Consider the following 25394-nt stretch of genomic DNA (forward strand, 5'->3'; position numbering starts at 1 on the left):
CTCGAAGATCATCGAGTAAGCCCGACAGGGCCCTCGTAAGGACCTGCAGCGGCGCGCCCTCGGGCGCGCCGTTTCTCGTTCGGGGTTGGGCCCCGGCGCGGAAAATCCGTTTCCCGTCAGGCACGAAGCCGTCCCGCGATCCGCCGCGTGCCGCGCCGGTATGCGGCGGTATTCCATTAACGCATTAAAAACATTTGATTTTCGCGTAGGCGCCTGCATCTTGCCGTGTCAGGATGGGACCGGTCCGCAAGCCGCGCCCGACCGGGGCCGGCGGATGAGGGAGGCGCGCGTGTCCGAACTGAAGGTGACCGACTGGATCGGGCGCGAGGAGACCGCGCAGGCGCGCGTGGCGCCCGTGCAGGCCGAGATGCTGGCCGCGACCCTGTCCGACGCGGGCGCCGAGGTGCCGGCCGACGGCGCGCTCCTGCCGCCTCTCTGGCACTGGATCGCCTTCCTGCCGACCGTGCCCATGGCCGACCTGAAGTCCGACGGGCATCCGCGGCTCGGGGGCTTCCTGCCGCCCGTGGACCTGCCGCGGCGCATGTGGGCCTCGGGCGCGCTGAGCTTTCACCGTCCGTTGCACGTGGGCGAGCGGCTGACGCGCCATTCGGTCATCCGCGACGTGGTGGAGAAGCACGGCTCGACCGGGGCGATGGTCTTCGTCACCGTGGCGCACGAGATCGCGGGCGAGGACGGGCTCGCCATCCGAGAGACGCAGGACATCGTCTACCTCGAGATGCCCGACCGCTTCCGCGCGCCGAAACCGGTGCCCGTGCCCGCGGCGCCGATCCTCGAGCGGCGGGTGCCTGTGTCCGAGGCGCTGCTCTTCCGCTTTTCCGCCTGCACCTTCAACGCGCACCGCATCCACATCGACCTGCCCTATGCGCGCGAGGTCGAGAAGTACCCGAACCTCGTGGTGCACGGGCCGCTGCAGGCGATGATGCTGGCCTTGCAGGCCACCGCCCATCGCGGCCGCGCGCCCGACCGGTTCCGGTTCCGCGGCGTGCACCCGATGTTCCACGACGCCGACCTCCGGCTCCTTGCCGAGGACGGGGAAGACGGCGCGCTCCGGCTCTGCACGGCGCGCGGGGAGGATCACCAGGGCCTGCAGGCCACCGCGGAATGGGAGGGCGGAACATGGGCGGCATCCTGAACGGCATGCGCGTGGTGGAGGGGTCGGCCTTCGTGGCGGTCCCGCTCGCAGGGCTGACGCTGGCGCAGATGGGCGCCGAGGTGATCCGCTTCGACCGGATCGAGGGCGGGCTCGACGCCGGGCGCTGGCCGCTCGCCCCGTCGGGCCAGAGCCTGTTCTGGGCGGGCCTCAACAAGGGCAAGAAATCCGTCGCGGTCGACATGCGGTCCGAGGAGGGGCGCGAGCTCATCACCCGCATCATCACCGGCGGCGGCGAGGATGCCGGCCTCTTCATCACCAACCTGCGCGTGCGCGGCTGGATGGACCATCCGACATTGTCCGAGCGTCGGTCGGACCTCGTGATGGTCACGCTGATGGGCGACCGGCACGGCCGCCCGCAGGTCGACTACACGGTGAACCCCGCGCTCGGCATCCCGGACATGACCGGCCCCGAGGGGCACGATGCGCCGGTGGCGCATGCCCTGCCGGCCTGGGACGTGGCGGCGGGCGGCATGGTTGTGAACGCGCTCCTCGCGGCGGAACGGCACCGGTTGCGCACGGGCGAGGGCCAGGACGTCGAGCTGTCGCTGAAGGACGTGGCGGCGGCGACGATCGGGCATCTCGGCCTCATCGGCGAGGCCGCGACCTCCGGCCGGGCTCGCCCCAAGTCGGGCAACGCGCTGTACGGCGCCTACGGTCAGGACTTCGTCTGTTCGGACGGGCGGCGGGTCATGGTGATCGGGCTCACGGACCGGCAGTGGCGCGGCCTCGTCAACGTCACGGGCACCGGCGAGGCCATGGCGGCGCTCGCCGCCGAGACGGGCACGGATCTTGGTGACGAGGGCAACCGCTACCGGCTGCGGCACCGGATCACCTCGGCCCTGGCGCCGTGGTTCGGGCAGCGCGACCTCGACGCGGTCGCCGCGGCGCTGGAGGATGCGGGGGTGACCTGGGCGCCCTTCCGCACGGTTCCGGAGGCGCTGGCGGAAGATCCCGACCTGTCCGAGGACAACCCGATGTTCAGGATGCTCGACCAGGCGGGGCTCGGGCGCTTCCCGGTGCCGGGCTCGCCCGTCACCTTCTCGGGCTTCGCGCGGCAGGATCCGGAGGGTGCGCCGCGCCTCGGCCAGCATACCGAGGAAATTCTGTCGGAGGTCGCGGGTCTCGACGATGCCGACATCGCCCGCCTCTACGACCGGGGTGTCGTGGCGGGCGGGGCGCGGAAATCGGCCCGCGACGCGGCCTGACGGCCGCGCTGCGTCACTGGTAGCGGCGCAGCAGAGCGTCGATCTTGCCGCTCTTCTCGACGGTGCTGTCCTGCATGTTCGCGATGTTCAGGAGCGTCAGGATCTGGATGTTGGTCAGGCGCGAGAAGTCGACCTCCTGCGTCGCCAGCCGTTCGATCTTGGCGCGGCTGACCGGACTTTCGGAGGCGGACTGCGCGGCGGCGCCCTGCGCCAGCATGGTCGCGGCGACGGCAAGGGCCGCGATGCGGGCCGGTCTCGATGCGTTCGTCATGTCGGCTCTCCTCGTTCGTCGCGTGTGACCCCCGAGATGGGGCAGACGCCGCCCGCTGCCAAGGGCAGGGGCGGCGTTCGTGATCGGTCGCGTCCCGTGACGCGGGGACGATCAGTTGTAGGCGCGCAGCAGCGACTCGATCTTGGACTCGGTCTCGCCGCGGCTGTCGCCGCCGTTCACGACGTTCAGAAGCGATGCGATCTGCGCGTCCGACAGGGCCGAGAGGTCGGCATCGGGGGCGTAGCGCTGGATCTTCACCTCGGCAGCGGAGGTCGAGGTCATCGCGGAGGCGCCGCCGGCGAGGGCTGCGGTGGCGACGAGGGCGGATGCGATAAGGGTTTTCATGTCTGTGGTCCTTTGTGTGCGATGTGATCTGGGAGGTCCGGAGGGACCGGCGCCGCCGCGTTGCGCGGCGGGCCGGTCACGCCGTCATCAGTTGTAGGCGCGCAGCAGCGACTCGATCTTGGACTCGGTCTCGCCGCGGCTGTCGCCGCCGTTCACGACGTTCAGCAGCGATGCGATCTGCGCGTCCGACAGGGCCGAAAGGTCGGCATCGGGGGCGTAGCGCTGGATCTTCACCTCGGCAGCGGAGGTCGAGGTCATCGCGGAGGCGCCGCCGGCGAGGGCTGCGGTGGCGACGAGGGCGGATGCGATAAGGGTTTTCATGTCTGTGGTCCTTTGTGTGCGATGTGATCTGGGAGGTCCGGAGGGACCGGCGCCGCCGCGTTGCGCGGCGGGCCGGTCACGCCGTCATCAGTTGTAGGCGCGCAGCAGCGACTCGATCTTGGACTCGGTCTCGCCGCGGCTGTCGCCGCCGTTCACGACGTTCAGCAGCGATGCGATCTGCGCGTCCGACAGGGCCGAGAGGTCGGCATCGGGGGCATAGCGCTGGATCTTCACCTCGGCAGCGGAGGTCGAGGTCATCGCGGAGGCGCCGCCGGCGAGGGCTGCGGTGGCGACGAGGGCGGATGCGATAAGGGTTTTCATGTCAGAATTCCTTTTCTCTTCGTGTGGGGCACCGCGAGGTGCGTTTGCGTCTCTCGGCGGTGCGTCCCGTCGATGGCGAAAAGATTGTTGTTCCCCAGCGACTTCGCAAATCACGGGACGGTTCACGGCCGGTCACGCAGATGTGGACTTGCACGTGATCGGCTCCGGAGAGCGCGTCGCGTCATTCGCCACAAGTGGCTGTCACGGAACGGAAAATCGTGTATCAACAAAGCACGAGATCGCGTGAGGGCCGTGATGAGAGGCCCGCCCCGGGGCCGCGCGACCATGCACCACATTTACTGTGCATTTTTGCAAATCGATATTTGAAACAGCGGATCACGGCGCGGTGACGCGCAGTGTTCGGCAGGTGATGAACCTTTGCCGTCGGAACGGGATCCGGGGGGGCACATCGCAGCGTCGGGACGCGCGGATTCGGGCCTTGAATTCGCCGCCGACGGGCGGTATCGACGGCCTCGGCCTTAGGGGTATAGCTCAGTTGGTAGAGCGACGGTCTCCAAAACCGTAGGTCGCGGGTTCGAGCCCTGCTGCCCCTGCCACTTTCCAGCGACATGTCGATCGAGGCGCGCCCGCATGCGGTGCATCCTCTCGATGGCCGCGCTCACGGGCGCGGGTCCCGTGCGCCCTGCGCGCACGAAAAAGGGGGCGCGCACTGCGCACCCCCTCTCATCTCGTGTCCTTGTGACGCGGACCGATCAGTTCGCCAGAAGCGTCTGGATGCGGCCCTCGGCATCGGCGCGGCTGTCGGTCGAATAGATGATCGCCAGCGCGCTCGTCACCTGCTCGTCGCTCAGGGTCGAGACATCGACGTCCGGCGCGTAGTCGTTGATGATCGCCACTTCGGCTGCGGTGGCCGAGTTCATCTCGGAAACCGCGGCGGTGTCGGTGGACAGCAGTTCCTGCACGCGGCCCTGACGGTCGCTTTCCGACATCTCGCTGTTCAGCGCCACCAGCGCCGCGTCGAGACGTGCCTGCGGGATCATGTCGAGGTTCGCCTCGGGAGCGGCTTCCATCAGCATGGTGCGCTCGGCCTCGGTCAGCTCGGGCATCGGGCGGGTGTAGGTCTCGCCGTCATAGAGCGCCTGAAGCTGGCCCATCTTGTCCGAACGCGACTCGTCGCTGTTGATGACGTTCATCGCGGTCGCGACCTGCTCATCCGTCCAGGTGGACACGTCGGCATTCGGCAGGTACGACTGGATCTCGACCATCTCCGCTTCGGTCGCGGCATACGCGGTGCCGGCGACGGAGAGGGCGAGGGCGGATGCAAGCATGATGCGCTTCATATCGTTACTCCTTGGTCTCGTATTCTGTGACCCTTCGGACCGGACGCGTCCTGCGACCGATCCCGGTTCTGGGCAATCAACACGGGCCCAACCGCATGCGTTCCCCGAAAAAACCGCGGTATCACAAAGAGATGAGGAGCGCTGGACGGCGGGCGCCGCCGCATTAACTGCCAGCGTTTTTTCTCTTGACGCCTCTCGCGGGAAGCGCGCACGGCCCGGCCCGGGATGCTACCGGTTAGCCGCGCGCCCGCGCGGGACGGCAGGTCGCGCTTGAACCCGGCGGCACATCCCCGTATCTGCCCGGTCAGAGGAACAAGGTGACACGCATGGCCCGGACCAATCCTATCCAGTTCGTCCAGCAGGTGCGCGCAGAGGTCGGCAAGGTCGTCTGGCCGACGCGGCGCGAGGTGCTGCTGACCACGGTGATGGTGTTCATCATGGCGACCCTGACCGCGATCTTCTTCGCGCTGGTCGATCTCGCCATCCGCAGCGGCCTGCAGGGCATCCTCGGCATCTTCGGCTGAGCGGCGCCCGGAGGGCGATCCGGGGCACCTGGAGGGCTTGAATTCCGCCGACACCGGCGGTAGGTGACGCGGCACTTCCACCGGCAGGCGTGCAATGAGTCGCGTTGCGCGCCGCTTTTCTTTGTCGGGAGACCTCCTTGACCAGGCGCGTGCGCCGGCGGCGGTCGCGGAGGGTTGGCCGCGCAGGCGCGGACACGTGAAACACGGATGCGGGGCGTGAAGCGTCGGGAACGCTGCGCAGGGAAACGAAAGGTCGGAGCCAGATGGCGAAGCGGTGGTATTCGGTGAGCGTGCTCTCGAACTTCGAGAAGAAGGTTGCCGAACAGATCCGGACGGCGGTGGCCGAGCAGGGTCTCGGCGACCAGATCGAGGAAATCCTCGTTCCGACCGAAGAGGTCATCGAGGTGCGGCGCGGCAAGAAGGTCACGACCGAGCGGCGCTTCATGCCGGGCTACGTGCTGGTCCGCATGGAGATGTCGGATGCCGGCTACCACCTCATCAACTCGATCAACCGCGTGACCGGCTTCCTCGGGCCTCAGGGGCGCCCGATGCCCATGCGCGATGCAGAGGTGCAGCAGATCCTCGGCCGCGTGCAGGAGGGCGAGGAGGCACCGCGCACGCTCATCCATTTCGAGGTGGGCGAGCGGGTCAAGGTCAACGACGGCCCGTTCGAGGACTTCGACGGCATGGTCGAGGGCGTCGACGAGGAGAACCAGCGCCTGCGGGTGTCGGTGTCGATCTTCGGCCGCGAGACGCCGGTCGAGCTCGAGTTCACGCAGGTGACGAAGCAGGGCTGAGCCCTGTCACGATCCGCGCGCCCGCACCGGGGGCGCGCGCTTGCGGGCCGTCCGATCGGGGGCGGCCCTTGTCGTTGCGGCGATGCGGGGCGTGACGGCCCGTCCGGAATCGTTTGCAATCCCCCAGGCGCGGGTGTATCCGCGCCGCCGACCGTCCGCCCTGCGCGGCGGTCGTCCCTACGTGGGAGGCGAGGGCGTCGCGACGTCCGGACCCCACCACGCCACATGAACCCCTCGCGGACGCGTCCGTCGGGGAGATGGAAAGGAGAAGCCAGATGGCGAAAAAGCTCGCTGGCAAGATGAAGCTGCAAATCAAGGCCGGGCAGGCCAACCCCTCCCCGCCGGTCGGTCCCGCGCTCGGTCAGCGCGGCATCAACATCATGGAGTTCTGCAAGGCGTTCAACGCCAAGACGCAGGACATGGAGCCCGGTGCGCCGTGCCCGACCGTGATCACCTACTACCAGGACAAGTCCTTCACGATGGACATCAAGACGCCGCCGGCGTCTTACTACCTGAAGAAGGCGGCGGGCCTGAAGCCCGTGGGCAAGCGCAACCGTCCCCGCGGCGCCGAGAAGCCGGGCCGCGAGACCGTCGCGACCGTGACCCGCAAGCAGGTGCGCGAAATCGCCGAGGCCAAGATGAAGGACCTGTCGGCGCACGACGTCGAGGATGCAATGAAGATCATCCTCGGTTCGGCGAAGTCCATGGGCATCGAGGTGAAGTGATGGGCAAGATCGGTAAACGCACCCGCACCCTGCGCGAGGCCTTCGAGGGCAAGGAAAACCTGTCCGTCGAGGAGGCCGTGGGCCTCATCAAGTCGACCGCCAGCGCCAAGTTCGACGAGACCGTCGAGATCGCCATGAACCTCGGGATCGACCCGCGCCACGCCGACCAGATGGTCCGCGGCGTCGTCGGCCTGCCCAACGGCACCGGCAAGACCGTGCGCGTGGCGGTCTTTGCCCGCGGCGCGAAGGCCGAGGAGGCCCAGGCGGCCGGCGCGGACATCGTCGGCGCCGAAGACCTGATGGAGACCATCCAGGGCGGCAAGATCGAGTTCGACCGCTGCATCGCGACCCCGGACATGATGCCGATCGTGGGCCGGCTGGGGAAAATCCTCGGCCCCCGCAACCTGATGCCGAACCCCAAGGTCGGCACGGTGACCATGGACGTGGGTCAGGCCGTCAAGGACGCGAAGGGCGGCCAGGTCCAGTTCAAGGCCGAGAAGGCGGGCGTCGTGCACGCCGGCGTCGGCAAGGTGTCGTTCGACGAGGCGAAGCTCGTCGAGAACGTGCGCGCCTTCGTCGAGGCCGTGTCGCGGGCGAAGCCCACGGGCGCCAAGGGCACCTACATGAAGAAGATCGCGCTGTCGTCCTCGATGGGCCCCGGCGTCACGATCGACGTGACCAGCGCGACGCAGGGCTGACGCCCCGCTTCGGCGACGGATCCACGACAGAGGGCCCGGGGGTGCGCTGCCACCCCCGGGCCCTTCGCATGTCCGCCCGCGCCGTGACGGTTCAGGCCGGCTGGCCGACCGACACGATCGGCTCGAACCCGCCCCACATCATGCGCTTTCCGTCGAAGGGCATTTTCTCGGGCATGTCCTTCATGCGCTCGTCCTCCATCATCTTCTGGAAGCCCGCATCGGCGGTCGCCTTGTCGGGCCAGACCATCCAGGAGAAGACGACGGTCTCGTCCTCCTCCTTCTTCACCGCCATGGGGAACGAGGTCACCTTGCCGTCCGGGACGTCGACGCCCCAGGTCTCGACCATGCCGAGGCAGCCGTGGTCCTTGAAGATCGGCCAGACCTTCTCGGCCATGTCCTTGTAGGCGGTCTTGTTCGCGGACGGCACGGCCAGAAGGAAGCCTGAGTAGTAGGGCATCTCGAATCTCCTCTGCGACAGGATGCCGCTTGAGGATCGCGCGTATTTGAGTTGATATCAACGTTCATGGACGAGCCGCGCAAGAACCCGCCGGGCATGGACCCCGACCTGCCACTGAGCGTGACGCACGAGGTGCGCGACCGCTGCCTGTGCCTGCACCTGCAGCGGGCGGCCCGCATCGTCGCGCGGCGTTTCGACGAGGCACTGGCGCCCTTCGCGCTGACGAACCGGCAATTCTCGGTCCTGATGGCGCTGAACCGGCCGGACGGGCCGCGGCTCGGCGCGCTGGTGCCGGTGCTCGGCATGGACCGCACGACGCTGACCGCCGCGCTGAAGCCGCTCGAGCGGCGCGGGCTCGTGCGGTCCGAGGCGGATGCGGGTGACGGCCGCGCGCGGCGGTTGCACCTGACCGGGGCGGGGCGCGCGGCGCTCAAGGCGGCGCTGCCGGCCTGGCGTGCGACGCATGATGCCCTCGACCGGGAACACGGGGCCGAGGCCCTCGGTGACCTGCGCGACGGATTGGCCGGACTCGCCTTTGGTCCGTGACCTGCGGGGCAGGGGCGTCACGGCCCATGCTTGGCGCGCGCCGGATTTCGTGATACCTTTCGGGGGTGCCGAAAAAGAGGGCGCGGAAAGATCCGCGGCGCTCTTGGCATTTCGTTCCAAAAGTTCTAATCGGCCGGTTACGGGATGGCGCACGCGATTCGCGCGCGTCCCCCGTTTCGTCCGAGACGGTGGGCTGGCTACGGAAACTTCCTGCGCCGCTAAGTCCTGCCTGAGACGGGAAGAGACATTCGGCCTGCCGGGCGCTTCCGCGCCCTTCGGGCATGCGATTGTGACGACCCGATCGGACCTTGGGGCCGGGCAGTTCTTGTCCGGCTTTCGCAGAGCCGGAGGGGTCGCCCCTCCAGAACTTGGAGTGAAACTGTGGATAGAGCCCAGAAAGAGAAAGTGGTCGAGGAACTCGGCCAGATCTTCGAAAGCTCTGGCGTCGTTGTGGTTGCACACTACACCGGCCTCACGGTTGCCGAGATGCAGGACCTCCGCGGTCGCGCCCGTGAGGGTGGCGCGGCGGTTCGCGTCGCCAAGAACAGGCTCGCCAAGATCGCCCTGGAGGGAAAGCCCTGCGCCAGCATGGCCAAGTACCTCGAGGGGATGACCGTCCTCACCTATTCCGAAGACCCCGTGGCCGCGGCCAAGGTGGTCGAGGACTTCGCCAAGGATAACAAGAAGTTCGAGATCCTTGGCGGGGCAATGGGTGGTGAGGTCCTGAACCGGGCCGGTGTTGAGGCCGTATCGAAACTGCCGTCGCGCGAGGAAATGCTCGCTCAGATCGCCGGCATGATCGGTGCACCCGCTTCCAACATCGCCGGTGCGATCGGCGCGCCTGCTTCGAACATCGCCTCCATCCTGTCGACCATCGAGGACAGGGCCGAGGCGGCCTAAGGCAATCCGTGAGACCGCGAAGGGTTGTATTCCCGACGTTGGATCACATCTAGATATGGAAAGAAGTCACAATGGCTGATCTTAAAGCACTTGCCGAGCAAATCGTGGGCCTCACGCTGCTCGAAGCGCAGGAACTGAAAACCATCCTCAAGGACGAGTACGGCATCGAGCCCGCCGCTGGCGGCGCGGTCATGATGGCCGGCCCCGCAGCAGGCGGCGACGCCGGTGCGGCCGAGGAAGAGCAGACCGAGTTCGACGTCATCCTGAAGTCGGCCGGCGCGTCCAAGATCAACGTGATCAAGGAAGTCCGTGCGATCACCGGCCTTGGCCTCAAGGAAGCCAAGGAACTGGTCGAAGCGGGTGGCAAGCCCGTCAAGGAGCAGGTCTCCAAGGACGAAGCGAACGACATCAAGAGCAAGCTCGAGGCCGCTGGCGCCGAGGTGGAGCTCAAGTGATCCGGCAGGGGCCGGGCGTGCGCGCCCGCGCCCCGCGGCACGAAGGACGGGCTGGATCCGGGAGTTCCCGGGTCCAGCCGAACCTGTCTCAGAGAGGGCCCGCGCCGGACGATCGTCGGGCGGACCCTTTCTCAGGCAAGGTTCTCACGATCGGGAGGCCACCCTTGGGACGGTGGTCAGGCATAGATCGGAACCTGCCCCTCGCGGATGGATGCGCGGCCGGAGCCCGACGGCGCGCGCTTCCAGGTGAGACCACTGAAAGGTGATGAGCCCATGGCGCAATCCTTCCTCGGCCAGAAACGTCTACGCAGGTACTACGGCAAGATCCGGGAAGTGCTGGAGATGCCGAACCTCATCGAGGTTCAGAAGTCGTCCTACGACCTGTTCCTGAAATCGGGCGACCAGCCCCAGCCGGCGGACGGCGAGGGCATCAAGGGCGTGTTCCAGTCGGTTTTCCCGATCAAGGACTTCAACGAGACCGCCGTGCTCGAGTTCGTGTCCTACGAGCTGGAAAAGCCCAAATACGACGTCGAGGAATGCCAGCAGCGCGACATGACCTACTCGGCGCCGCTGAAGGTCACCCTGCGCCTGATCGTCTTCGACGTGGACGAGGACACCGGCGCGAAGTCGGTGAAGGACATCAAGGAACAGGACGTGTTCATGGGCGACATGCCGCTCATGACGCAGAATGGCACGTTCATCGTGAACGGCACCGAGCGGGTCATCGTTTCCCAGATGCACCGCTCGCCGGGCGTGTTCTTCGACCACGACAAGGGCAAGACGCACTCCTCGGGCAAGCTGCTGTTCGCCTGCCGGATCATTCCCTACCGCGGCTCCTGGCTCGACTTCGAGTTCGACGCCAAGGACATCGTGTTCGCGCGCATCGACCGCCGCCGCAAACTGCCGGTCACGACGCTCCTCTACGCCCTGGGTCTCGACCAGGAAGCGATCATGGACGCGTATTACGACACGGTCGACTACACGCTGGAGAAGGGCCGTGGCTGGAAGACCAAGTTCTTCCCCGAGCGCGTCCGCGGCACCCGTCCGACCTATGACCTGGTCGACGCCGACACCGGCGAGGTGATCGCCGAGGCCGGCAAGAAGGTGACGCCGCGCGCGGTCAAGCAGCTGATCGACGAGGGCCGCGTCAAGAACCTGCTGGTGCCGTTCGACCACATCGTCGGCAAGTACGTCGCCCGCGACATCATCAACGAGGACACGGGCGCGATCTACGTCGAGGCCGGCGACGAGCTGACCTGGACCGTCGACAAGGACGGCGAGGTGACCGGCGGGTCGCTGAAGGAGCTGCTCGACGCGGGCATCACCGACATTCCGGTGCTCGACATCGACAACATCACCGTGGGTCCGTACATGCGGAACACCATGGCGCAGGACAAGAACATGAACCGCGAAAGCGCGCTCATGGACATCTACCGCGTCATGCGTCCGGGCGAGCCGCCCACGGTCGAGGCCGCGTCGGCGCTGTTCGACACGCTGTTCTTCGACGGCGAGCGGTACGACCTGTCGGCCGTCGGCCGCGTGAAGATGAACATGCGGCTCAACCTCGACAAGCCGGACACCACCCGCACCCTCGACCGCGAGGACATCGTGTCCTGCGTCAAGGCGCTGGTGGAGCTGCGCGACGGCAAGGGCGAGATCGACGACATCGACCACCTCGGCAACCGCCGGGTGCGCTCGGTCGGCGAACTCATGGAGAACCAGTACCGCGTCGGCCTCCTGCGGATGGAGCGCGCGATCAAAGAGCGCATGTCGTCGGTCGAGATCGACACCGTCATGCCGCAGGACCTGATCAACGCGAAGCCCGCCGCGGCCGCGGTGCGCGAGTTCTTCGGCTCCTCGCAGCTGTCGCAGTTCATGGACCAGACCAACCCGCTGTCCGAGGTGACGCACAAGCGGCGCCTCTCGGCGCTCGGGCCCGGCGGCCTGACGCGCGAGCGCGCGGGCTTCGAGGTGCGCGACGTGCACCCGACGCACTACGGCCGGATGTGCCCGATCGAGACGCCGGAAGGCCCGAACATCGGTCTCATCAACTCGCTGGCGACGTTCGCGCGGGTCAACAAGTACGGCTTCATCGAGACGCCCTACCGGGTGGTGAAGGACGGGCAGGTCACCGACGAGGTGCACTACATGTCCGCGACCGAGGAAATGCGCCACACCGTGGCGCAGGCGAACGCGCTGCTCGACGAGAACGGCAAGTTCGTCAACGACCTCGTGTCCACCCGTCAGGCGGGCGACTACACGCTGGCGCCGAACGAGACCGTCGACCTCATCGACGTGTCGCCGAAACAGCTGGTGTCCGTCGCGGCCTCGCTCATCCCGTTCCTCGAGAACGACGACGCGAACCGCGCGCTCATGGGCTCGAACATGCAGCGGCAGGCCGTGCCGACGCTGCGGTCCGAGGCCCCGCTGGTCGGCACCGGCATCGAGGAGATCGTCGCACGGGATTCCGGCGCGGCCATCACCGCGCGTCGCGGCGGCGTGATCGACCAGGTCGACGCGCAGCGGATCGTGATCCGGGTGACCGACAACCTCGACCCGGGCGACCCGGGCGTGGACATCTACCGCATGCGCAAGTTCCAGCGCTCGAACCAGAACACCTGCATCAACCAGCGTCCGCTGGTGAAGGTGGGTGACACGGTCACGCAGGGCGAGGTCATCGCGGACGGCCCGTCGACGGACATGGGGGAACTGGCGCTCGGCAAGAACGTCATCGTCGCCTTCATGCCGTGGAACGGCTACAACTACGAGGACTCGATCCTGATCTCCGAGCGCATCGCGCGCGACGACGTGTTCACCTCCGTCCACATCGAGGAATTCGAGGTGGCGGCGCGGGACACCAAGCTCGGGCCCGAGGAGATCACCCGCGACATCCCGAACGTCGGCGAGGAAGCGCTGCGCAACCTCGACGAGGCCGGCATCGTCTACATCGGTGCCGACGTCGAACCGGGCGACATCCTCGTGGGCAAGATCACGCCCAAGGGCGAAAGCCCGATGACGCCGGAGGAAAAGCTTCTCCGCGCCATCTTCGGCGAGAAGGCGTCGGACGTGCGCGACACGTCGCTGCGGGTGAAGCCGGGCGATTACGGCACCGTCGTCGAGGTCCGCGTGTTCAACCGGCACGGGGTCGAGAAGGACGAACGCGCCCTGCAGATCGAGCGGGAAGAGATCGAGCGCCTGGCCCGTGACCGGGACGACGAGCTCGTCATCCTCGACCGCAACATCTACGCGCGCCTCAAGACCATGATCCTCGGCAAGACCGCGGTGAAGGGTCCGCGCGGCGTCAAGCCCAACTCGGAGATCACCGAGGACCTGCTCGGCATGCTGACCCGCGGTCAGTGGTGGCAGCTCGCCCTCGCCGAGGAGGAGGACGCCAAGCACATGGAGGCCCTCAACGAGCAGTACGAGGTGCAGAAACGCGCGCTCGATGCCCGCTTCGAGGACAAGGTCGAGAAGGTGCGCCGCGGCGACGACCTGCCGCCGGGCGTCATGAAGATGGTCAAGGTCTTCGTGGCGGTGAAGCGCAAGCTTCAGCCGGGCGACAAGATGGCCGGCCGTCACGGCAACAAGGGCGTCATCTCCCGTGTGGTGCCGATCGAGGACATGCCGTTCCTCGGCGACGGCACGCCGGTCGACTTCTGCCTCAACCCGCTCGGCGTGCCGAGCCGGATGAACGTGGGCCAGATCCTCGAGACGCACATGGGCTGGGCTGCGCGCGGTCTGGGCATCCGGATCGACGAGGCGCTGCAGGACTACCGCCGGACCGGCGACCTCACCCCCGTGCGCGAGGCCATGCGCATCGCCTACGGTGACGAGGTCTACGAGGAAGGCCTGTCGGACATGGACGAGGACCGCCTGGTCGAGGCGGCCGCGAACGTGACCCGCGGCGTGCCGATCGCGACCCCGGTCTTCGACGGTGCAAAGGAGCCCGACGTGAACGACGCGCTGAAGCGCGCCGGCTTCAACGAGAGCGGCCAGTCGATCCTCTTCGACGGGCGCACGGGCGAGCAGTTCTCGCGGCCGGTGACGGTCGGGGTCAAGTACCTGCTCAAGCTGCACCACCTCGTGGACGACAAGATCCACGCGCGTTCGACCGGGCCCTACAGCCTCGTCACCCAGCAGCCGCTGGGCGGGAAGGCGCAGTTCGGCGGCCAGCGCTTCGGCGAGATGGAGGTCTGGGCGCTCGAGGCATACGGCGCCGCCTACACCCTGCAGGAGATGCTGACGGTGAAGTCGGACGATGTGGCGGGCCGTACCAAGGTCTACGAGTCGATCGTCAAGGGCGAGGACAACTTCGAGGCCGGCGTGCCGGAATCGTTCAACGTTCTGGTCAAGGAGGTCCGGGGTCTGGGCCTCAACATGGAACTCCTGGATGCGGAGGAAGACGCGGAGTGACGCGCCCCGCCGGTGAGACGCCCCGCCCGCTTTGGGTGGGGCTCGTCGCCGGTTCGCGCCCGCTCCGCTCCCCCGCACCCTCAAAAGATATGAGGAACGAATGAACCAGGAACTCACCAACAACCCGTTCAACCCCCTGACCCCGCCCAAGGTATTCGACGAGATCAAGGTCTCGCTCGCGTCCCCCGAGCGGATCCTCAGCTGGTCGTTCGGCGAGATCAAGAAGCCCGAGACCATCAACTACCGCACGTTCAAGCCCGAGCGTGACGGTCTGTTCTGCGCGCGCATCTTCGGTCCGATCAAGGACTACGAATGCCTGTGCGGCAAGTACAAGCGCATGAAGTATCGCGGCGTCGTCTGCGAGAAGTGCGGCGTCGAGGTGACGCTGCAGAAGGTCCGGCGCGAGCGCATGGGCCACATCGAGCTGGCCGCGCCCTGCGCGCACATCTGGTTCCTCAAGTCGCTGCCCTCGCGCATCGGCCTGATGCTGGACATGACGCTGCGCGACCTCGAGCGGGTTCTCTACTTCGAGAACTACGTGGTCATCGAGCCGGGCCTCACGGACCTTCAGTACGGTCAGATGCTGACCGAGGAAGAGTTCATGGACGCCCAGGACGCCTACGGCATGGACGCCTTCACGGCGAACATCGGCGCCGAGGCGATCCGCGAGATGCTGGCGCAGATCGACCTCGAAGCCGAGGCCGAGCGCCTGCGCGAGGAGCTCAAGGAAGCGACCGGCGAGCTGAAGCCCAAGAAGATCATCAAGCGGCTCAAGGTCGTGGAATCCTTCCTCGAGTCGGGCAACCGTCCCGAGTGGATGGTGCTGACCGTGATCCCGGTGATCCCGCCGGAACTGCGCCCGCTCGTTCCGCTGGATGGCGGCCGCTTCGCGACGTCGGACCTGAACGATCTCTACCGCCGGGTCATCAACCGGAACAACCGCCTCAAGCGGCTGATCGAGCTGCGCGCGCCGGACATCATCGTCCGGAACGAGAAGCGGATGCTGCAGGAATCCGTGGACGCGCTGTTCGACAACGGCCGCCGCGGGCGCGTCATCACCGGCGCCAACAAGCGTCCGCTGAAGTCGCTCGCCGACATGCTCAAGGGCAAGCAGGGCCGCTTCCGGCAGAACCTGCTCGGCAAGCGCGTCGACTTCTCGGGCCGTTCGGTGATCGTGACCGGTCCCGAACTCAAGCTGCACCAGTGCGGCCTGCCCAAGAAGATGGCGCTCGAGCTCTTCAAGCCGTTCATCTACTCGCGGCTCGAGGCCAAGGGCCTGAGCTCGACGGTGAAGCAGGCCAAGAAGCTCGTCGAGAAGGAGCGGCCGGAGGTCTGGGACATCCTCGACGAGGTGATCCGCGAGCACCCGGTGCTTCTGAACCGTGCGCCGACGCTGCACCGTCTGGGCATCCAGGCGTTCGAGCCCATCCTGATCGAGGGCAAGGCGATCCAGCTTCACCCGCTCGTCTGCTCGGCGTTCAACGCCGACTTCGACGGTGACCAGATGGCCGTGCACGTGCCGCTCTCGCTCGAGGCGCAGCTCGAGGCGCGCGTCCTGATGATGTCCACGAACAACGTGCTGTCGCCCGCGAACGGCGCACCGATCATCGTGCCGTCGCAGGACATGATCCTCGGCCTCTACTACGTGTCGCTGATGCGCGAGGGCATGAAGGGCGAAGGCATGAAGTTCGCCTCCATCGAGGAGGTGGAACACGCGCTGAACGCCGGCGAAGTGCACATGCACGCCAAGATCGAGTGCCGGGTCAAGCAGATCGACGAGGAAGGCAACGAGGTCTACAAGCGCTTCGAGACCACGCCCGGCCGCGTGCGGCTTGGCGCGCTGCTGCCGATGAACGCCAAGGCGCCCTTCGACCTGGTGAACGGCCTTCTCCGCAAGAAGGACGTGCAGCGCGTGATCGACACCGTCTACCGCTATTGCGGCCAGAAGGAATCGGTCATCTTCTGCGACCAGATCATGTCCATGGGCTTCAAGGAGGCGTTCCGCGCCGGCATCTCGTTCGGCAAGGACGACATGGTCATCCCCAAGGACAAGTGGACGATCGTCGAGGACACCCGCGCCCAGGTGAAGGACTTCGAACAGCAGTACATGGACGGCCTGATCACCCAGGGTGAGAAGTACAACAAGGTCGTCGATGCCTGGTCGAAGTGCAACGACAAGGTCACCGAGGCGATGATGTCGACCATCTCGGCGGCGCAGCGCGACGAGAACGGTGCCGAGGCGGAACCGAACTCGGTCTACATGATGGCCCACTCCGGTGCCCGGGGCTCGGTCACCCAGATGAAGCAGCTGGGCGGGATGCGCGGCCTGATGGCGAAGCCGAACGGCGACATCATCGAGACGCCGATCATCTCGAACTTCAAGGAAGGCCTGACGGTTCTCGAGTACTTCAACTCGACCCACGGCGCCCGGAAGGGCCTGTCGGACACCGCCCTCAAGACCGCGAACTCGGGCTACCTGACCCGTCGTCTCGTGGACGTGGCGCAGGACTGCATCATCCGCATGCACGATTGCGGCACCGACAAGTCGATCACCGCGGAAGCGGCGATCAACGACGGCGAGGTGGTGGCGTCCATCGGCGAGCGCATCCTGGGCCGCGTCGCGGCCGAGGACATCCTCAAGCCCGGCACCGACGAGGTGCTGGTGCGCGAGGGCCAGCTCATCGACGAGCGCATGTCCGACGCCATCGAGGAGGCGGCGGTGCAGACCGCGCGCATCCGCAGCCCGCTGACCTGCGAGGCCGACGAGGGGGTTTGCGCCCTCTGCTACGGCCGCGACCTGGCGCGCGGGACGATGGTGAACACCGGCGAGGCCGTGGGCATCATCGCGGCGCAGTCGATCGGCGAGCCCGGCACCCAGCTGACGATGCGGACCTTCCACATCGGCGGCGTGGCGCAGGGCGGCCAGCAGTCGTTCCTCGAGGCCAGCCAGTCCGGCGTGATCACGTTCGAGAACCCCAACACGCTGGTCAACGCCGCAGGCGAGACGCTGGTGATGGGCCGGAACATGAAGGTGATCATCGCGGGCGAGGACGGTTCCGAGCGCGCGAGCCACAAGGTCGGGTACGGCACGAAGCTCTTCGTCACCGAGGGGCAGGAGATCGCCCGGGGCGACAAGCTCTTCGAGTGGGACCCGTACACGCTGCCGATCATCGCCGAGAAGGACGGTGTGGCCCGTCACGTCGACCTCGTGAACGGCATCGCCGTGCGCGACGAGACCGACGATGCCACCGGCATGACGCAGAAGATCGTCATCGACTGGCGCGCGGCCCCCAAGGGCAACGAGCTCAAGCCCGAGATCATCCTGATGGACGAGAACGGCGAGCCCGTGCGCAACGACCAGGGCAACCCGGTCACCTACCCGATGTCGGTGGACGCGATCCTGTCCTGCGAGGACGGCCAGAACATCAAGGCCGGCGACGTCGTGGCGCGGATCCCGCGCGAGGGCGCCAAGACCAAGGACATCACCGGCGGTCTGCCGCGGGTGGCGGAACTGTTCGAGGCGCGCCGTCCGAAGGACCACGCGATCATCGCCGAGATCGACGGCTATGTCCGCTTCGGCAAGGACTACAAGAACAAGCGCCGGATCACGATCGAACCGGCGGACGACTCCCAGGAGCCGAAGGAGTACATGATCCCGAAGGGCAAGCACATTCCGGTTGCGGAAGGCGACTATGTCCAGAAGGGCGACTACATCATGGACGGCAACCCGGCGCCGCATGACATCCTGTCGATCATGGGTGTCGAGGCGCTGGCGAACTACATGATCAACGAGGTGCAGGACGTCTACCGGCTGCAGGGCGTGAAGATCAACGACAAGCATGTCGAGGTCATCGTGCGCCAGATGCTGCAGAAGTGGGAGATCCTCGACTCCGGCGACACGACGCTGCTCAAGGGCGAGCACGTGGACAAGGCCGAGCTCGAGGCGGCGAATGCCAAGGTCGAGAAGAAGGGCGGGCGTCCGGCATCGGGCGAACCGATCCTTCTCGGGATCACCAAGGCGTCGCTGCAGACGCGGTCCTTCATCTCGGCCGCCTCCTTCCAGGAGACCACCCGCGTGCTGACCGAGGCGTCGGTGCAGGGCAAGGTGGACCGGCTCGTCGGCCTGAAGGAGAACGTGATCGTGGGCCGTCTGATCCCGGCCGGCACCGGCGGGGCGACCCAGAAGGTGCGCCGCATCGCGGCCGACCGCGACAACGTGGTGATCGAGGCACGCCGCAACGAGGCCGAGCAGGCCGCGCGGCTTGCCGCCCCGGAGGCGACGGCGACCGACGACGTGATCGGCGGAGACGAATTCGACACGCTGATCGTGGACACGCCCGAAAGCCGCGAGTGATCGCGGCCTGATCCCGGCCTCGGGCCGGGACGGCGAAAGACCGGACCTGCCGCGCAGCCCGCGGCAGGTCCTTTTCGTTTCCGGAGGGCGCCGCCGCAGCCGGCAGGAGGGCGTTAACGTTAATCCCGTCTTTACCGCATCGCGCCCATAACCGGGGCCGGCGCCCCGGCGGGATCGGGGGCGCGGCCGGGATACGGGGGAAGGCACGCGGTGAAGGATCTCGATCACGGGCCCGAGGTCGTGGCACTCTACCGGCACATCGCCGCGGCGATCTGGCAGAAGGGCGATTTCAGCCGTCCGGTCGACACGCATCTCGACCGCGACGTGACGCTCGCAGCGCCCGAGGGCACGAGCATCGGCCGCGTGGCGGTGGCGACCGACGCGCTCGGGCCCCTCGCGGCCTTTCCCGACCAGCGCTGGTTCGTCGAGGACAGCTTTGCCGCGCCCGGCCGCGGTGCAGAGAGCGTGCTGTCGGACCGCCGCGCCATCGACACCGTGCATGCGGGCGAGGGGGTCTACGGCCCGCCGACCGGTCGGCGGTTGCGGTTTCGCGTGCTGACCGAGGCGCGGATGCAGGCCGGCCGGATCACCGCGCTTTGGCGCGTCACCGACCGCGCGGCCATCCTTGCCGCCCTCGGACGCGATCCCGTCCGCTGGGCCGAGGACATGCTGCGCCGCGATCCCGAGGTGCGCGCCCGCATCGCTGCGCCGCCCGCGGCGGACGATGCCCCTGGCGCGCGCGGGGACGGCTGGGGAACGGCCTGGGCCGACATGATCGAGCGCGCGATGGAAGGCGCGTTCGGCGTGTTCGAGGACCAGTACGACGCCGCGGCGGATCTCGTTCTGCCGGGGGGCGTGCAGGTGCAGGGCCCTGACGCCGCGCGCGGCTTCTGGCTGGGCCTGCGCTCGGCCTTTCCTTCCGCCCGGTTCGAGGTCGTGCACGCCATGGCGCTCGAGGCGCCGCTCATGCCGCCGCGCGCCGCGCTGCGCTGGACGCTCGAGGGCCGGCACGACGGCTGGGGGCCCTTCGGCGCGCCGACCGGCGCGGAGGTGCGCATCCTGGGGTTGAGCCAGGCGGAATTCGGCCCGGACGGCCTGCGCCGCGAATGGACGCTGCACGACCCGGCCGCGACCTGGCTGCAGATACTGGCGGGCCGCTGAACCATCGCGCCGCGCCATCGGATTATGGTAGCGGCTCGCCCGCGCATGCGGTAGACTCGGCGTCAGACCCGGAAAAACGGGCGACACGACAGGCAGTTCAGGCACAGGCATAACGGGCGGTTTCCGATGACGGAGATGGTGTACGGTGCGGCACCGGTGCGCGATGGCGAACCGGTCCTTCCGAAATGGTGGCGCACGGTCGACAAGTGGTCGCTGAGCTGCATCCTGATCCTCTTCGGGGTCGGGCTGCTCCTCGGGCTCGCGGCGTCGCCGCCGCTGGCCGAGCGCAACGGCCTGCATCCCTTCCACTACGTGCAGCGGCAGGCCTTCTTCGGCGGCCTCGCGCTCGTGACCATGTTCGCGGTGTCGCTGATGGCGCCGATCATGGTGCGGCGTCTCGCGGTGCTGGGATTCCTCGCGGCCTTCGTGGCGCTGGCGTTCCTGCCCGTCTTCGGCACCGATTTCGGCAAGGGCGCGGTGCGCTGGTACAGCCTCGGCTTCGCGAGCGTGCAGCCCTCGGAGTTTCTCAAGCCGCTCTTCGTGATCGTGACCGCGTGGCTCATGGCGGCAAGCCAGGAGATCGGCGGCCCGCCGGGGCGTCTGTGGTCCTTCTTCCTCGCCGTGGCGATCGTGGCCATGCTGGCCCTGCAGCCCGATTTCGGACAGGCCTGCCTCGTGCTCTTCGGCTGGGGCGTCATGTACTTCGTCGCCGGCGCGCCGATGATGCTGCTGATCGGGATGGCCGGGGCGGTCGTCTTCGTCGGCACCGTCGCCTACGAGAATTCCGAACACTTCGCCCGCCGCATCGACGGCTTCCTGTCGCCCGAGGTCGATCCGACGACACAGCTCGGCTACGCCACGAACGCGATCCAGGAGGGCGGGTTCTTCGGTGTCGGCGTCGGCGAGGGCCAGGTGAAATGGTCGCTGCCCGACGCGCACACCGACTTCATCATCGCCGTTGCCGCCGAGGAATACGGCCTCGTGCTTGTACTCGTCATCATCGCGATCTATGCGGCCATCGTCCTGCGGTCGCTCATCCGGCTGATGCGCGAGCGCGACCCGTTCATCCGGCTCGCCGGTACGGGGCTGGCCTGCATCTTCGGGGTCCAGGCCATGATCAACATGGGCGTGGCGGTCCGGCTCCTGCCGGCCAAGGGCATGACGCTGCCCTTCGTGAGCTACGGCGGGTCCTCGCTCATCGCGGGCGGGATCGCCGTGGGGATGCTGCTGGCCTTTACACGTACGCGCCCGCAGGGCGAGATTGGCGACATCCTGCGCGGCAGGATCCGCTGAGGACCTGGTGAGGACAAGGAGAGGCGGGATGCGCCCGTCCGGGAAAACGTCATGTCGGAAAGACTGCGCCCGCCGCTTCTGGTGATGGCCGCCGGGGGCACCGGCGGTCACATGTTTCCTGCCCAGGCGCTGGCCGAGGTCCTTCTCCGGCGCGGCTGGCGGGTCAAGCTGTCGACCGATGCGCGCGGCGCGCGCTACACCGGCGGCTTCCCCCACAGCGTCGAGATCGAGGAGGTCTCGTCGGCGACCTTCGCGCGCGGGGGGCTCGTCGCGCGCGCGGGCGTGCCGTTCCGCATCGGCGCGGGCGTGCTGTCCATGGCGGCGCGGCTCCGGCGCGACCCGCCCGACGTCGTGGTGGGCTTCGGCGGCTATCCCTCGATCCCGGCGCTCGGCGCCGCGTGGCTCCTGCGGCTGCCGCGGATGATCCACGAACAGAATGGCGTGCTCGGTCGCGTGAACCAGCTCTTCGCGACGCGGGTCGACGCAGTCGCCTGCGGGACCTGGCCGACCGAGTTGCCCGAGGGGGTGGAAGGCATCCACGTCGGCAACCCGGTGCGCGCGGCGGTGCGCGAACGGGCGGCCGCTCCGTACATCGTGCCCGGCGACTACCCCATGTCGATCCTCGTGATCGGCGGCAGCCAGGGCGCGCGCATCCTGTCGGACGTGGTGCCGCCCGCGCTCGCGGCGCTGCCCATGGAACTTCTGCGCCACCTCCGGGTGAGCCACCAGGCGCGCGACGAGGACGGCGAGCGGGTGGCGGCCTTCTACGCCGAGAACGGCGTCGATGCCGAGGTGCAGCCCTTCTTCCACGACATCCCCGCGCGGATGAGCGAGGCGCAGCTCATCATCTCGCGCTCGGGCGCCTCGTCGGTCGCCGACATCAGCGTGATCGGGCGGCCGTCGATCCTGGTGCCGCTCGGGTCGGCGCTGCGCGACGAGCAGACCGCGAACGCGCGCGCCCTGACCGAGGCCGGCGCGGCGATCCGGATGCCCGAATCCAAGTTGACCGTCGAGGCGATGACGGATGCCGTCCGCGCGGTCCTCGAACATCCCGAAGGCGCGCAGCAGATGGCCCGCGCCGCCCTGTCGGTGGGCCGTCCCGACGCGGCGCGGGAGCTTGCGGCCCTGGTCGTCGAGCTGGCGGAACACAACAAGGACAAGAGCAGATGAACGCAGCAACGAAGCTGCCCACGGATGTGGGCCCCATCCACTTCGTCGGTATCGGCGGGATCGGGATGTCGGGGATCGCCGAGGTCCTGCTGAACCTCGGCTACACGGTGCAGGGGTCGGACCTGAAATCGTCGAAGATCACCGAGCGGCTCGAGGGCCTCGGCGCGCAGATCTTCATCGGGCAGTCGGCCGAGAACCTCGAACATGCCGAGGTGGTGGTGATCTCGTCGGCGATCAAGCCGGGCAACGCCGAGCTCGACGCGGCGCGCGCCAAAGGCCTGCCGGTGGTGCGCCGGGCGGAGATGCTGGCCGAGCTCATGCGGCTCAAGTCGAACGTCGCGATCGCGGGCACCCACGGCAAGACCACGACCACGACCATGGTGGCGACGCTGCTCGTCGCGGGCGAGTACGACCCGACCGTGGTCAACGGCGGGATCATCCACGCCTACGGCTCGAACGCCCGGATGGGGCAGGGCGAATGGATGGTGGTCGAGGCGGACGAGAGCGACGGCACCTTCAACCGCCTGCCCGCGACCATCGCCATCGTGACCAACATCGACCCCGAGCACCTGGACCACTGGGGCGATTTCGAGCGGCTGAAGCAGGGCTTCTTCGACTTCGTGTCGAACATCCCGTTCTACGGGCTCGCGGTCTGCTGCACCGATCACGAGGAGGTGCAGCGGCTCGTCGGGCGGATCACCGACCGGCGCGTGACCACCTACGGCTTCAACGCGCAGGCTGACGTGCGCGCGGTGAACTTGCGCTACGAGAAGGGCATCGCGCATTTCGACGTGGCGCTGCAGGCCGAGGGCGCGATGATCGAGGGCTGCACCCTGCCCATGCCGGGCGACCACAACGTGTCGAACGCCCTGTCGGCGGTGGCGGTGGCGCGGCATCTCGGCATGAAGCGCGAGGAGATCCGCGAGGCGCTGGCGAAGTTCGGCGGGGTTAACCGCCGGTTCACCCGCGTCGGCGAAATTGACGGCGTGACCATCATCGACGATTACGGCCACCATCCGGTGGAGATCGCCGCGGTGCTGAAGGCGGCGCGCCAGGCCTGCGAGGGCCGGGTGATCGCCGTGCACCAGCCCCACCGCTACACCCGCCTTGCCTCGCTCTTCGACGATTTCTGCGGCTGCTTCAACGAGGCCGACGTGGTCGCCATCGCCGACGTCTACGCCGCCGGAGAGGACCCGATCCCCGGTGCCACGCGGGATGACCTGGTTCAGGGCCTCGTGCGCCACGGCCACCGCCATGCCCGCGGCATCCGCGACGAGGACGATCTCGAACGCCTCGTGCGCGAGCAGGCCCAGCCGGGCGACATGGTGGTCTGCCTCGGCGCGGGCACGATCAGCGCCTGGGCCTACGGCCTGACCCGCCGGCTGGAGAAGGCGGCGTGACCGGCGCCGCGCTTGCCGCCTGCTTCTGGGGGCTCGCCGCGACCGTGACCGCCTGCATGCCGCTCCGCCGGCAGCCCGTGCCGGGGATCATGCTCCTGCTGGTCGCGCCCCTGGTGATCGTGTCGCTGGGGATCGCGCATGGCTGGCTCGTGGCGCTCGCCGCGTGCGGCGCGGTGCTGTCGATGTTCTGGAACCCGCTGCGCCAGCTCTTGGCGCGCCCGGCTGGCCGCCGACTGGAGGTGCCGAAATGACGCTCTCGCTGGTGCTCGCCCTTGTCTGGATGCTGTCCGCGAACCTGATGGCCATGCTGCCCTCGCGCGACAACCACTGGATGCGCGCCTACGTCCTGATCGCGCTCGGGATCCCGCTTCTCGGGTTCGTGACCTACCAGAACGGGCCATGGGTCGGGCTGCTCCTGCTCGCCGCCGGCATGAGCGTCCTGCGCTGGCCGGTACGCCACCTCGTGCGCTGGGCGCGCGGGCGGTCGGGGTCCGGGTCGGGCGCCTGACGCCGCGGCGAGGGGGCTTTACGCCCGATGCGAGGACGGGCAGGAAGCGCGCATGACAGAGATCCCGATGCCCGAGGTGCGCGGCCGACTGACCGCGGACCGGCCGCTCTCCGACCTTACCTGGCTGCGCGTGGGCGGACCGGCCGACTGGCTGTTCCAGCCTGCCGACCTCGACGACCTGCGGGACTTCCTGCGTGCGCTGCCTGCGGAGGTCGAGGTGTTCCCCATGGGCGTCGGGTCGAACCTGATCGTGCGCGACGGCGGCCTGCGCGCGGTGGTGATCCGGCTTGGCCGCGGGTTCAACGGCATCGCGGTCGACGGCACGCGGGTCACCGCGGGTGCCGCCGCGCTCGATGCGCACGTGGCGCGCCGCGCGGCCGAGGCAGGCGTCGACCTGACCTTCCTGCGCACGATTCCGGGCGCGGTCGGGGGCGCCATCCGCATGAATGCGGGCTGCTACGGCTCCTATGTCGCCGATGTCTTCGTGTCGGCCCGCGCGGTCACGCGCGGCGGGGACCTCGTGACGCTCGGGCCGGACGACCTGCGCTTCCGCTACCGCGAGACCGACCTCGCGCCGGGCACCGTGATCGTCGAGGCGACCTTCGAGGGCGCGCCGGGCGATCCCGCCGAGCTTGCCGCGCGGATGGAGGAGCAGCTCGCCCGCCGAGATGCCAGCCAGCCCACGAAGGAGCGCAGCGCCGGGTCGACCTTCCGCAATCCTGCGGGGTTCTCGTCCACGGGACGCGCCGACGATACGCACGAGCTGAAGGCGTGGAAGGTCATCGACGATGCCGGCATGCGCGGTGCCCGCAGGGGCGGGGCGCAAATGTCCGAGAAGCACTCGAACTTCCTGCTGAACACCGGCGGCGCGACGGCGGCCGATCTCGAGGGACTGGGCGAGGACGTGCGAAAAAAGGTTTTCCAAACCAGTGGAATAACGCTAGACTGGGAGATAATGCGGGTCGGCGAGCCGGGCCGCGACTGAGGGCGGATGGCGCATCGTGCGCCGCAACCGACCCCGGGCAGACCGTCGGCGTATCCGGCGGACAAGAGAG

Annotated in this window: 24 protein-coding genes and 1 tRNA gene; 19 read left to right on the forward strand and 6 right to left on the reverse strand. The window is 68.0% G+C overall.

What is annotated here, in order from left to right:
• The first annotated feature begins 289 nt into the window (after window positions 1-289).
• Entirely contained in the window at window positions 290-1153 is an 864-nt protein-coding gene (locus RISW2_RS13800) for an HTD2 family dehydratase (RefSeq protein ID WP_244437566.1), read from the forward strand.
• Entirely contained in the window at window positions 1138-2379 is a 1242-nt protein-coding gene (locus tag RISW2_RS13805) for a CoA transferase (protein WP_043772220.1), read from the forward strand. Before RISW2_RS13800 ends, RISW2_RS13805 begins: the two co-directional genes overlap by 16 nt.
• 13 nt (window positions 2380-2392) lie before the next feature.
• Here RISW2_RS13805 and RISW2_RS13810 read toward each other — a convergent pair whose 3' ends face one another.
• The 4 genes from RISW2_RS13810 to RISW2_RS13825 all read right to left on the reverse strand — a co-directional run bounded on the left by RISW2_RS13810 (window position 2393) and on the right by RISW2_RS13825 (window position 3637).
• Entirely contained in the window at window positions 2393-2650 is a 258-nt protein-coding gene (locus RISW2_RS13810) for a hypothetical protein (protein WP_043772222.1), read from the reverse strand.
• A gap of 111 nt (window positions 2651-2761) precedes the next feature.
• Window positions 2762-2995: a hypothetical protein gene (locus tag RISW2_RS13815; protein ID WP_043772223.1), complete on the reverse strand. Its 234-nt coding sequence runs from the start codon at window positions 2993-2995 to the stop codon at window positions 2762-2764.
• Between the two features lie 87 nt (window positions 2996-3082).
• Window positions 3083-3316 carry a hypothetical protein gene (locus RISW2_RS13820; protein WP_043772223.1) on the reverse strand — a complete coding sequence of 78 codons (234 nt, stop codon included), beginning with the start codon at window positions 3314-3316 and terminating at the stop codon, window positions 3083-3085.
• Window positions 3317-3403: 87 nt separating this feature from the next.
• Window positions 3404-3637 carry a hypothetical protein gene (locus tag RISW2_RS13825; RefSeq protein ID WP_043772223.1) on the reverse strand — a complete coding sequence of 78 codons (234 nt, stop codon included), beginning with the start codon at window positions 3635-3637 and terminating at the stop codon, window positions 3404-3406.
• Between the two features lie 481 nt (window positions 3638-4118).
• Between RISW2_RS13825 and RISW2_RS13830 the strand changes: the two genes are divergently transcribed.
• Window positions 4119-4194, forward strand: a tRNA-Trp gene (locus tag RISW2_RS13830).
• A 156-nt stretch (window positions 4195-4350) separates the two neighbouring features.
• Here the strand turns inward: RISW2_RS13830 and RISW2_RS13835 are convergent.
• The gene (locus RISW2_RS13835; protein ID WP_211238703.1) at window positions 4351-4926 is read right to left on the reverse strand and encodes a hypothetical protein; all 576 of its coding nucleotides are present in this window, start codon (window positions 4924-4926) and stop codon (window positions 4351-4353) included.
• 338 nt (window positions 4927-5264) lie between these two features.
• Between RISW2_RS13835 and secE the strand changes: the two genes are divergently transcribed.
• The 4 genes from secE to rplA all read left to right on the forward strand — a co-directional run bounded on the left by secE (window position 5265) and on the right by rplA (window position 7682).
• The gene (secE, locus tag RISW2_RS13840; RefSeq protein WP_043772227.1) at window positions 5265-5462 is read left to right on the forward strand and encodes a preprotein translocase subunit SecE; all 198 of its coding nucleotides are present in this window, start codon (window positions 5265-5267) and stop codon (window positions 5460-5462) included.
• Between the two features lie 263 nt (window positions 5463-5725).
• A complete protein-coding gene (gene nusG / locus RISW2_RS13845) occupies window positions 5726-6259 on the forward strand; it encodes a transcription termination/antitermination protein NusG (RefSeq protein ID WP_043772229.1) in 534 nt (177 codons plus the stop codon).
• A 275-nt stretch (window positions 6260-6534) separates the two neighbouring features.
• A complete protein-coding gene (rplK, locus tag RISW2_RS13850) occupies window positions 6535-6984 on the forward strand; it encodes a 50S ribosomal protein L11 (RefSeq protein WP_043772231.1) in 450 nt (149 codons plus the stop codon).
• On the forward strand, window positions 6984-7682 hold the full coding sequence (gene rplA / locus RISW2_RS13855; RefSeq protein WP_043772233.1) for a 50S ribosomal protein L1: 699 nt from the start codon (window positions 6984-6986) through the stop codon (window positions 7680-7682). Before rplK ends, rplA begins: the two co-directional genes overlap by 1 nt.
• Before the next feature lie 91 nt (window positions 7683-7773).
• Here rplA and RISW2_RS13860 read toward each other — a convergent pair whose 3' ends face one another.
• Window positions 7774-8139, reverse strand: coding sequence for a DUF1428 domain-containing protein (locus RISW2_RS13860; protein ID WP_043772235.1), 366 nt, complete (start codon window positions 8137-8139; stop codon window positions 7774-7776).
• Between the two features lie 66 nt (window positions 8140-8205).
• Here RISW2_RS13860 and RISW2_RS13865 point away from each other — a divergent pair, with 66 nt between their 5' ends.
• The 12 genes from RISW2_RS13865 (at window position 8206) to murB (ending at window position 25324) form a co-directional block, all read left to right on the forward strand.
• Window positions 8206-8685 carry a MarR family winged helix-turn-helix transcriptional regulator gene (locus tag RISW2_RS13865; protein ID WP_244437567.1) on the forward strand — a complete coding sequence of 160 codons (480 nt, stop codon included), beginning with the start codon at window positions 8206-8208 and terminating at the stop codon, window positions 8683-8685.
• Window positions 8686-9066: 381 nt separating this feature from the next.
• Window positions 9067-9585, forward strand: a complete 519-nt coding sequence (gene rplJ, locus RISW2_RS13870; protein WP_043772237.1) for a 50S ribosomal protein L10 — start codon at window positions 9067-9069, stop codon at window positions 9583-9585.
• A 71-nt stretch (window positions 9586-9656) separates the two neighbouring features.
• The gene (rplL, locus tag RISW2_RS13875) at window positions 9657-10040 is read left to right on the forward strand and encodes a 50S ribosomal protein L7/L12 (protein ID WP_043772239.1); all 384 of its coding nucleotides are present in this window, start codon (window positions 9657-9659) and stop codon (window positions 10038-10040) included.
• A 273-nt stretch (window positions 10041-10313) separates the two neighbouring features.
• Window positions 10314-14453, forward strand: a complete 4140-nt coding sequence (gene rpoB, locus RISW2_RS13880) for a DNA-directed RNA polymerase subunit beta (RefSeq protein ID WP_043772241.1) — start codon at window positions 10314-10316, stop codon at window positions 14451-14453.
• Window positions 14454-14553: 100 nt separating this feature from the next.
• Complete coding sequence (gene rpoC / locus RISW2_RS13885; RefSeq protein ID WP_043772243.1) at window positions 14554-18807, forward strand: DNA-directed RNA polymerase subunit beta'; 4254 nt, start codon at window positions 14554-14556, stop codon at window positions 18805-18807.
• A 210-nt stretch (window positions 18808-19017) separates the two neighbouring features.
• Window positions 19018-19968: a nuclear transport factor 2 family protein gene (locus tag RISW2_RS13890; protein ID WP_051492041.1), complete on the forward strand. Its 951-nt coding sequence runs from the start codon at window positions 19018-19020 to the stop codon at window positions 19966-19968.
• 126 nt (window positions 19969-20094) lie between these two features.
• Entirely contained in the window at window positions 20095-21261 is a 1167-nt protein-coding gene (gene ftsW / locus RISW2_RS13895; RefSeq protein ID WP_043772245.1) for a putative lipid II flippase FtsW, read from the forward strand.
• A gap of 51 nt (window positions 21262-21312) precedes the next feature.
• Window positions 21313-22431, forward strand: coding sequence for a UDP-N-acetylglucosamine--N-acetylmuramyl-(pentapeptide) pyrophosphoryl-undecaprenol N-acetylglucosamine transferase (locus RISW2_RS13900; protein ID WP_043772247.1), 1119 nt, complete (start codon window positions 21313-21315; stop codon window positions 22429-22431).
• Window positions 22428-23831 (forward strand): UDP-N-acetylmuramate--L-alanine ligase, encoded by a 1404-nt coding sequence (gene murC, locus RISW2_RS13905; protein WP_043772249.1) that lies wholly within the window; start codon window positions 22428-22430, stop codon window positions 23829-23831. The genes RISW2_RS13900 and murC overlap by 4 nt, the downstream gene beginning before the upstream one ends.
• A complete protein-coding gene (locus RISW2_RS13910) occupies window positions 23828-24082 on the forward strand; it encodes a DUF2484 family protein (RefSeq protein WP_043772251.1) in 255 nt (84 codons plus the stop codon). The genes murC and RISW2_RS13910 overlap by 4 nt, the downstream gene beginning before the upstream one ends.
• The gene (locus RISW2_RS13915) at window positions 24079-24339 is read left to right on the forward strand and encodes a DUF2484 family protein (RefSeq protein WP_043772253.1); all 261 of its coding nucleotides are present in this window, start codon (window positions 24079-24081) and stop codon (window positions 24337-24339) included. The genes RISW2_RS13910 and RISW2_RS13915 overlap by 4 nt, the downstream gene beginning before the upstream one ends.
• Window positions 24340-24391: 52 nt before the next feature.
• Window positions 24392-25324, forward strand: coding sequence for a UDP-N-acetylmuramate dehydrogenase (gene murB / locus RISW2_RS13920; RefSeq protein WP_043772255.1), 933 nt, complete (start codon window positions 24392-24394; stop codon window positions 25322-25324).
• Window positions 25325-25394: the final 70 nt, after the last annotated feature.

The sequence above is a fragment of the Roseivivax isoporae LMG 25204 genome (assembly GCF_000521865.1).
Taxonomy (GTDB): Bacteria; Pseudomonadota; Alphaproteobacteria; order Rhodobacterales; family Rhodobacteraceae; genus Roseivivax; species Roseivivax isoporae.

Bases quoted from the DNA above. Each gene is read 5' to 3' on its own strand.
- RISW2_RS13805 (WP_043772220.1), top strand. From the start codon at position 1,138: ATGGGCGGCATCCTGAACGGCATGCGCGTGGTGGAGGGGTCGGCCTTC.
- RISW2_RS13810 (WP_043772222.1), bottom strand. From the start codon at position 2,650: ATGACGAACGCATCGAGACCGGCCCGCATCGCGGCCCTTGCCGTCGCC.
- RISW2_RS13815 (WP_043772223.1), bottom strand. From the start codon at position 2,995: ATGAAAACCCTTATCGCATCCGCCCTCGTCGCCACCGCAGCCCTCGCC.
- RISW2_RS13820 (WP_043772223.1), bottom strand. From the start codon at position 3,316: ATGAAAACCCTTATCGCATCCGCCCTCGTCGCCACCGCAGCCCTCGCC.
- RISW2_RS13825 (WP_043772223.1), bottom strand. From the start codon at position 3,637: ATGAAAACCCTTATCGCATCCGCCCTCGTCGCCACCGCAGCCCTCGCC.
- RISW2_RS13835 (WP_211238703.1), bottom strand. From the start codon at position 4,926: ATGCTTGCATCCGCCCTCGCCCTCTCCGTCGCCGGCACCGCGTATGCC.
- secE (WP_043772227.1), top strand. From the start codon at position 5,265: ATGGCCCGGACCAATCCTATCCAGTTCGTCCAGCAGGTGCGCGCAGAG.
- nusG (WP_043772229.1), top strand. From the start codon at position 5,726: ATGGCGAAGCGGTGGTATTCGGTGAGCGTGCTCTCGAACTTCGAGAAG.
- rplK (WP_043772231.1), top strand. From the start codon at position 6,535: ATGGCGAAAAAGCTCGCTGGCAAGATGAAGCTGCAAATCAAGGCCGGG.
- rplA (WP_043772233.1), top strand. From the start codon at position 6,984: ATGGGCAAGATCGGTAAACGCACCCGCACCCTGCGCGAGGCCTTCGAG.
- RISW2_RS13860 (WP_043772235.1), bottom strand. From the start codon at position 8,139: ATGCCCTACTACTCAGGCTTCCTTCTGGCCGTGCCGTCCGCGAACAAG.
- RISW2_RS13865 (WP_244437567.1), top strand. From the start codon at position 8,206: ATGGACGAGCCGCGCAAGAACCCGCCGGGCATGGACCCCGACCTGCCA.
- rplL (WP_043772239.1), top strand. From the start codon at position 9,657: ATGGCTGATCTTAAAGCACTTGCCGAGCAAATCGTGGGCCTCACGCTG.
- rpoB (WP_043772241.1), top strand. From the start codon at position 10,314: ATGGCGCAATCCTTCCTCGGCCAGAAACGTCTACGCAGGTACTACGGC.
- rpoC (WP_043772243.1), top strand. From the start codon at position 14,554: ATGAACCAGGAACTCACCAACAACCCGTTCAACCCCCTGACCCCGCCC.
- ftsW (WP_043772245.1), top strand. From the start codon at position 20,095: ATGACGGAGATGGTGTACGGTGCGGCACCGGTGCGCGATGGCGAACCG.
- RISW2_RS13900 (WP_043772247.1), top strand. From the start codon at position 21,313: ATGTCGGAAAGACTGCGCCCGCCGCTTCTGGTGATGGCCGCCGGGGGC.
- murC (WP_043772249.1), top strand. From the start codon at position 22,428: ATGAACGCAGCAACGAAGCTGCCCACGGATGTGGGCCCCATCCACTTC.
- RISW2_RS13915 (WP_043772253.1), top strand. From the start codon at position 24,079: ATGACGCTCTCGCTGGTGCTCGCCCTTGTCTGGATGCTGTCCGCGAAC.
- murB (WP_043772255.1), top strand. From the start codon at position 24,392: ATGACAGAGATCCCGATGCCCGAGGTGCGCGGCCGACTGACCGCGGAC.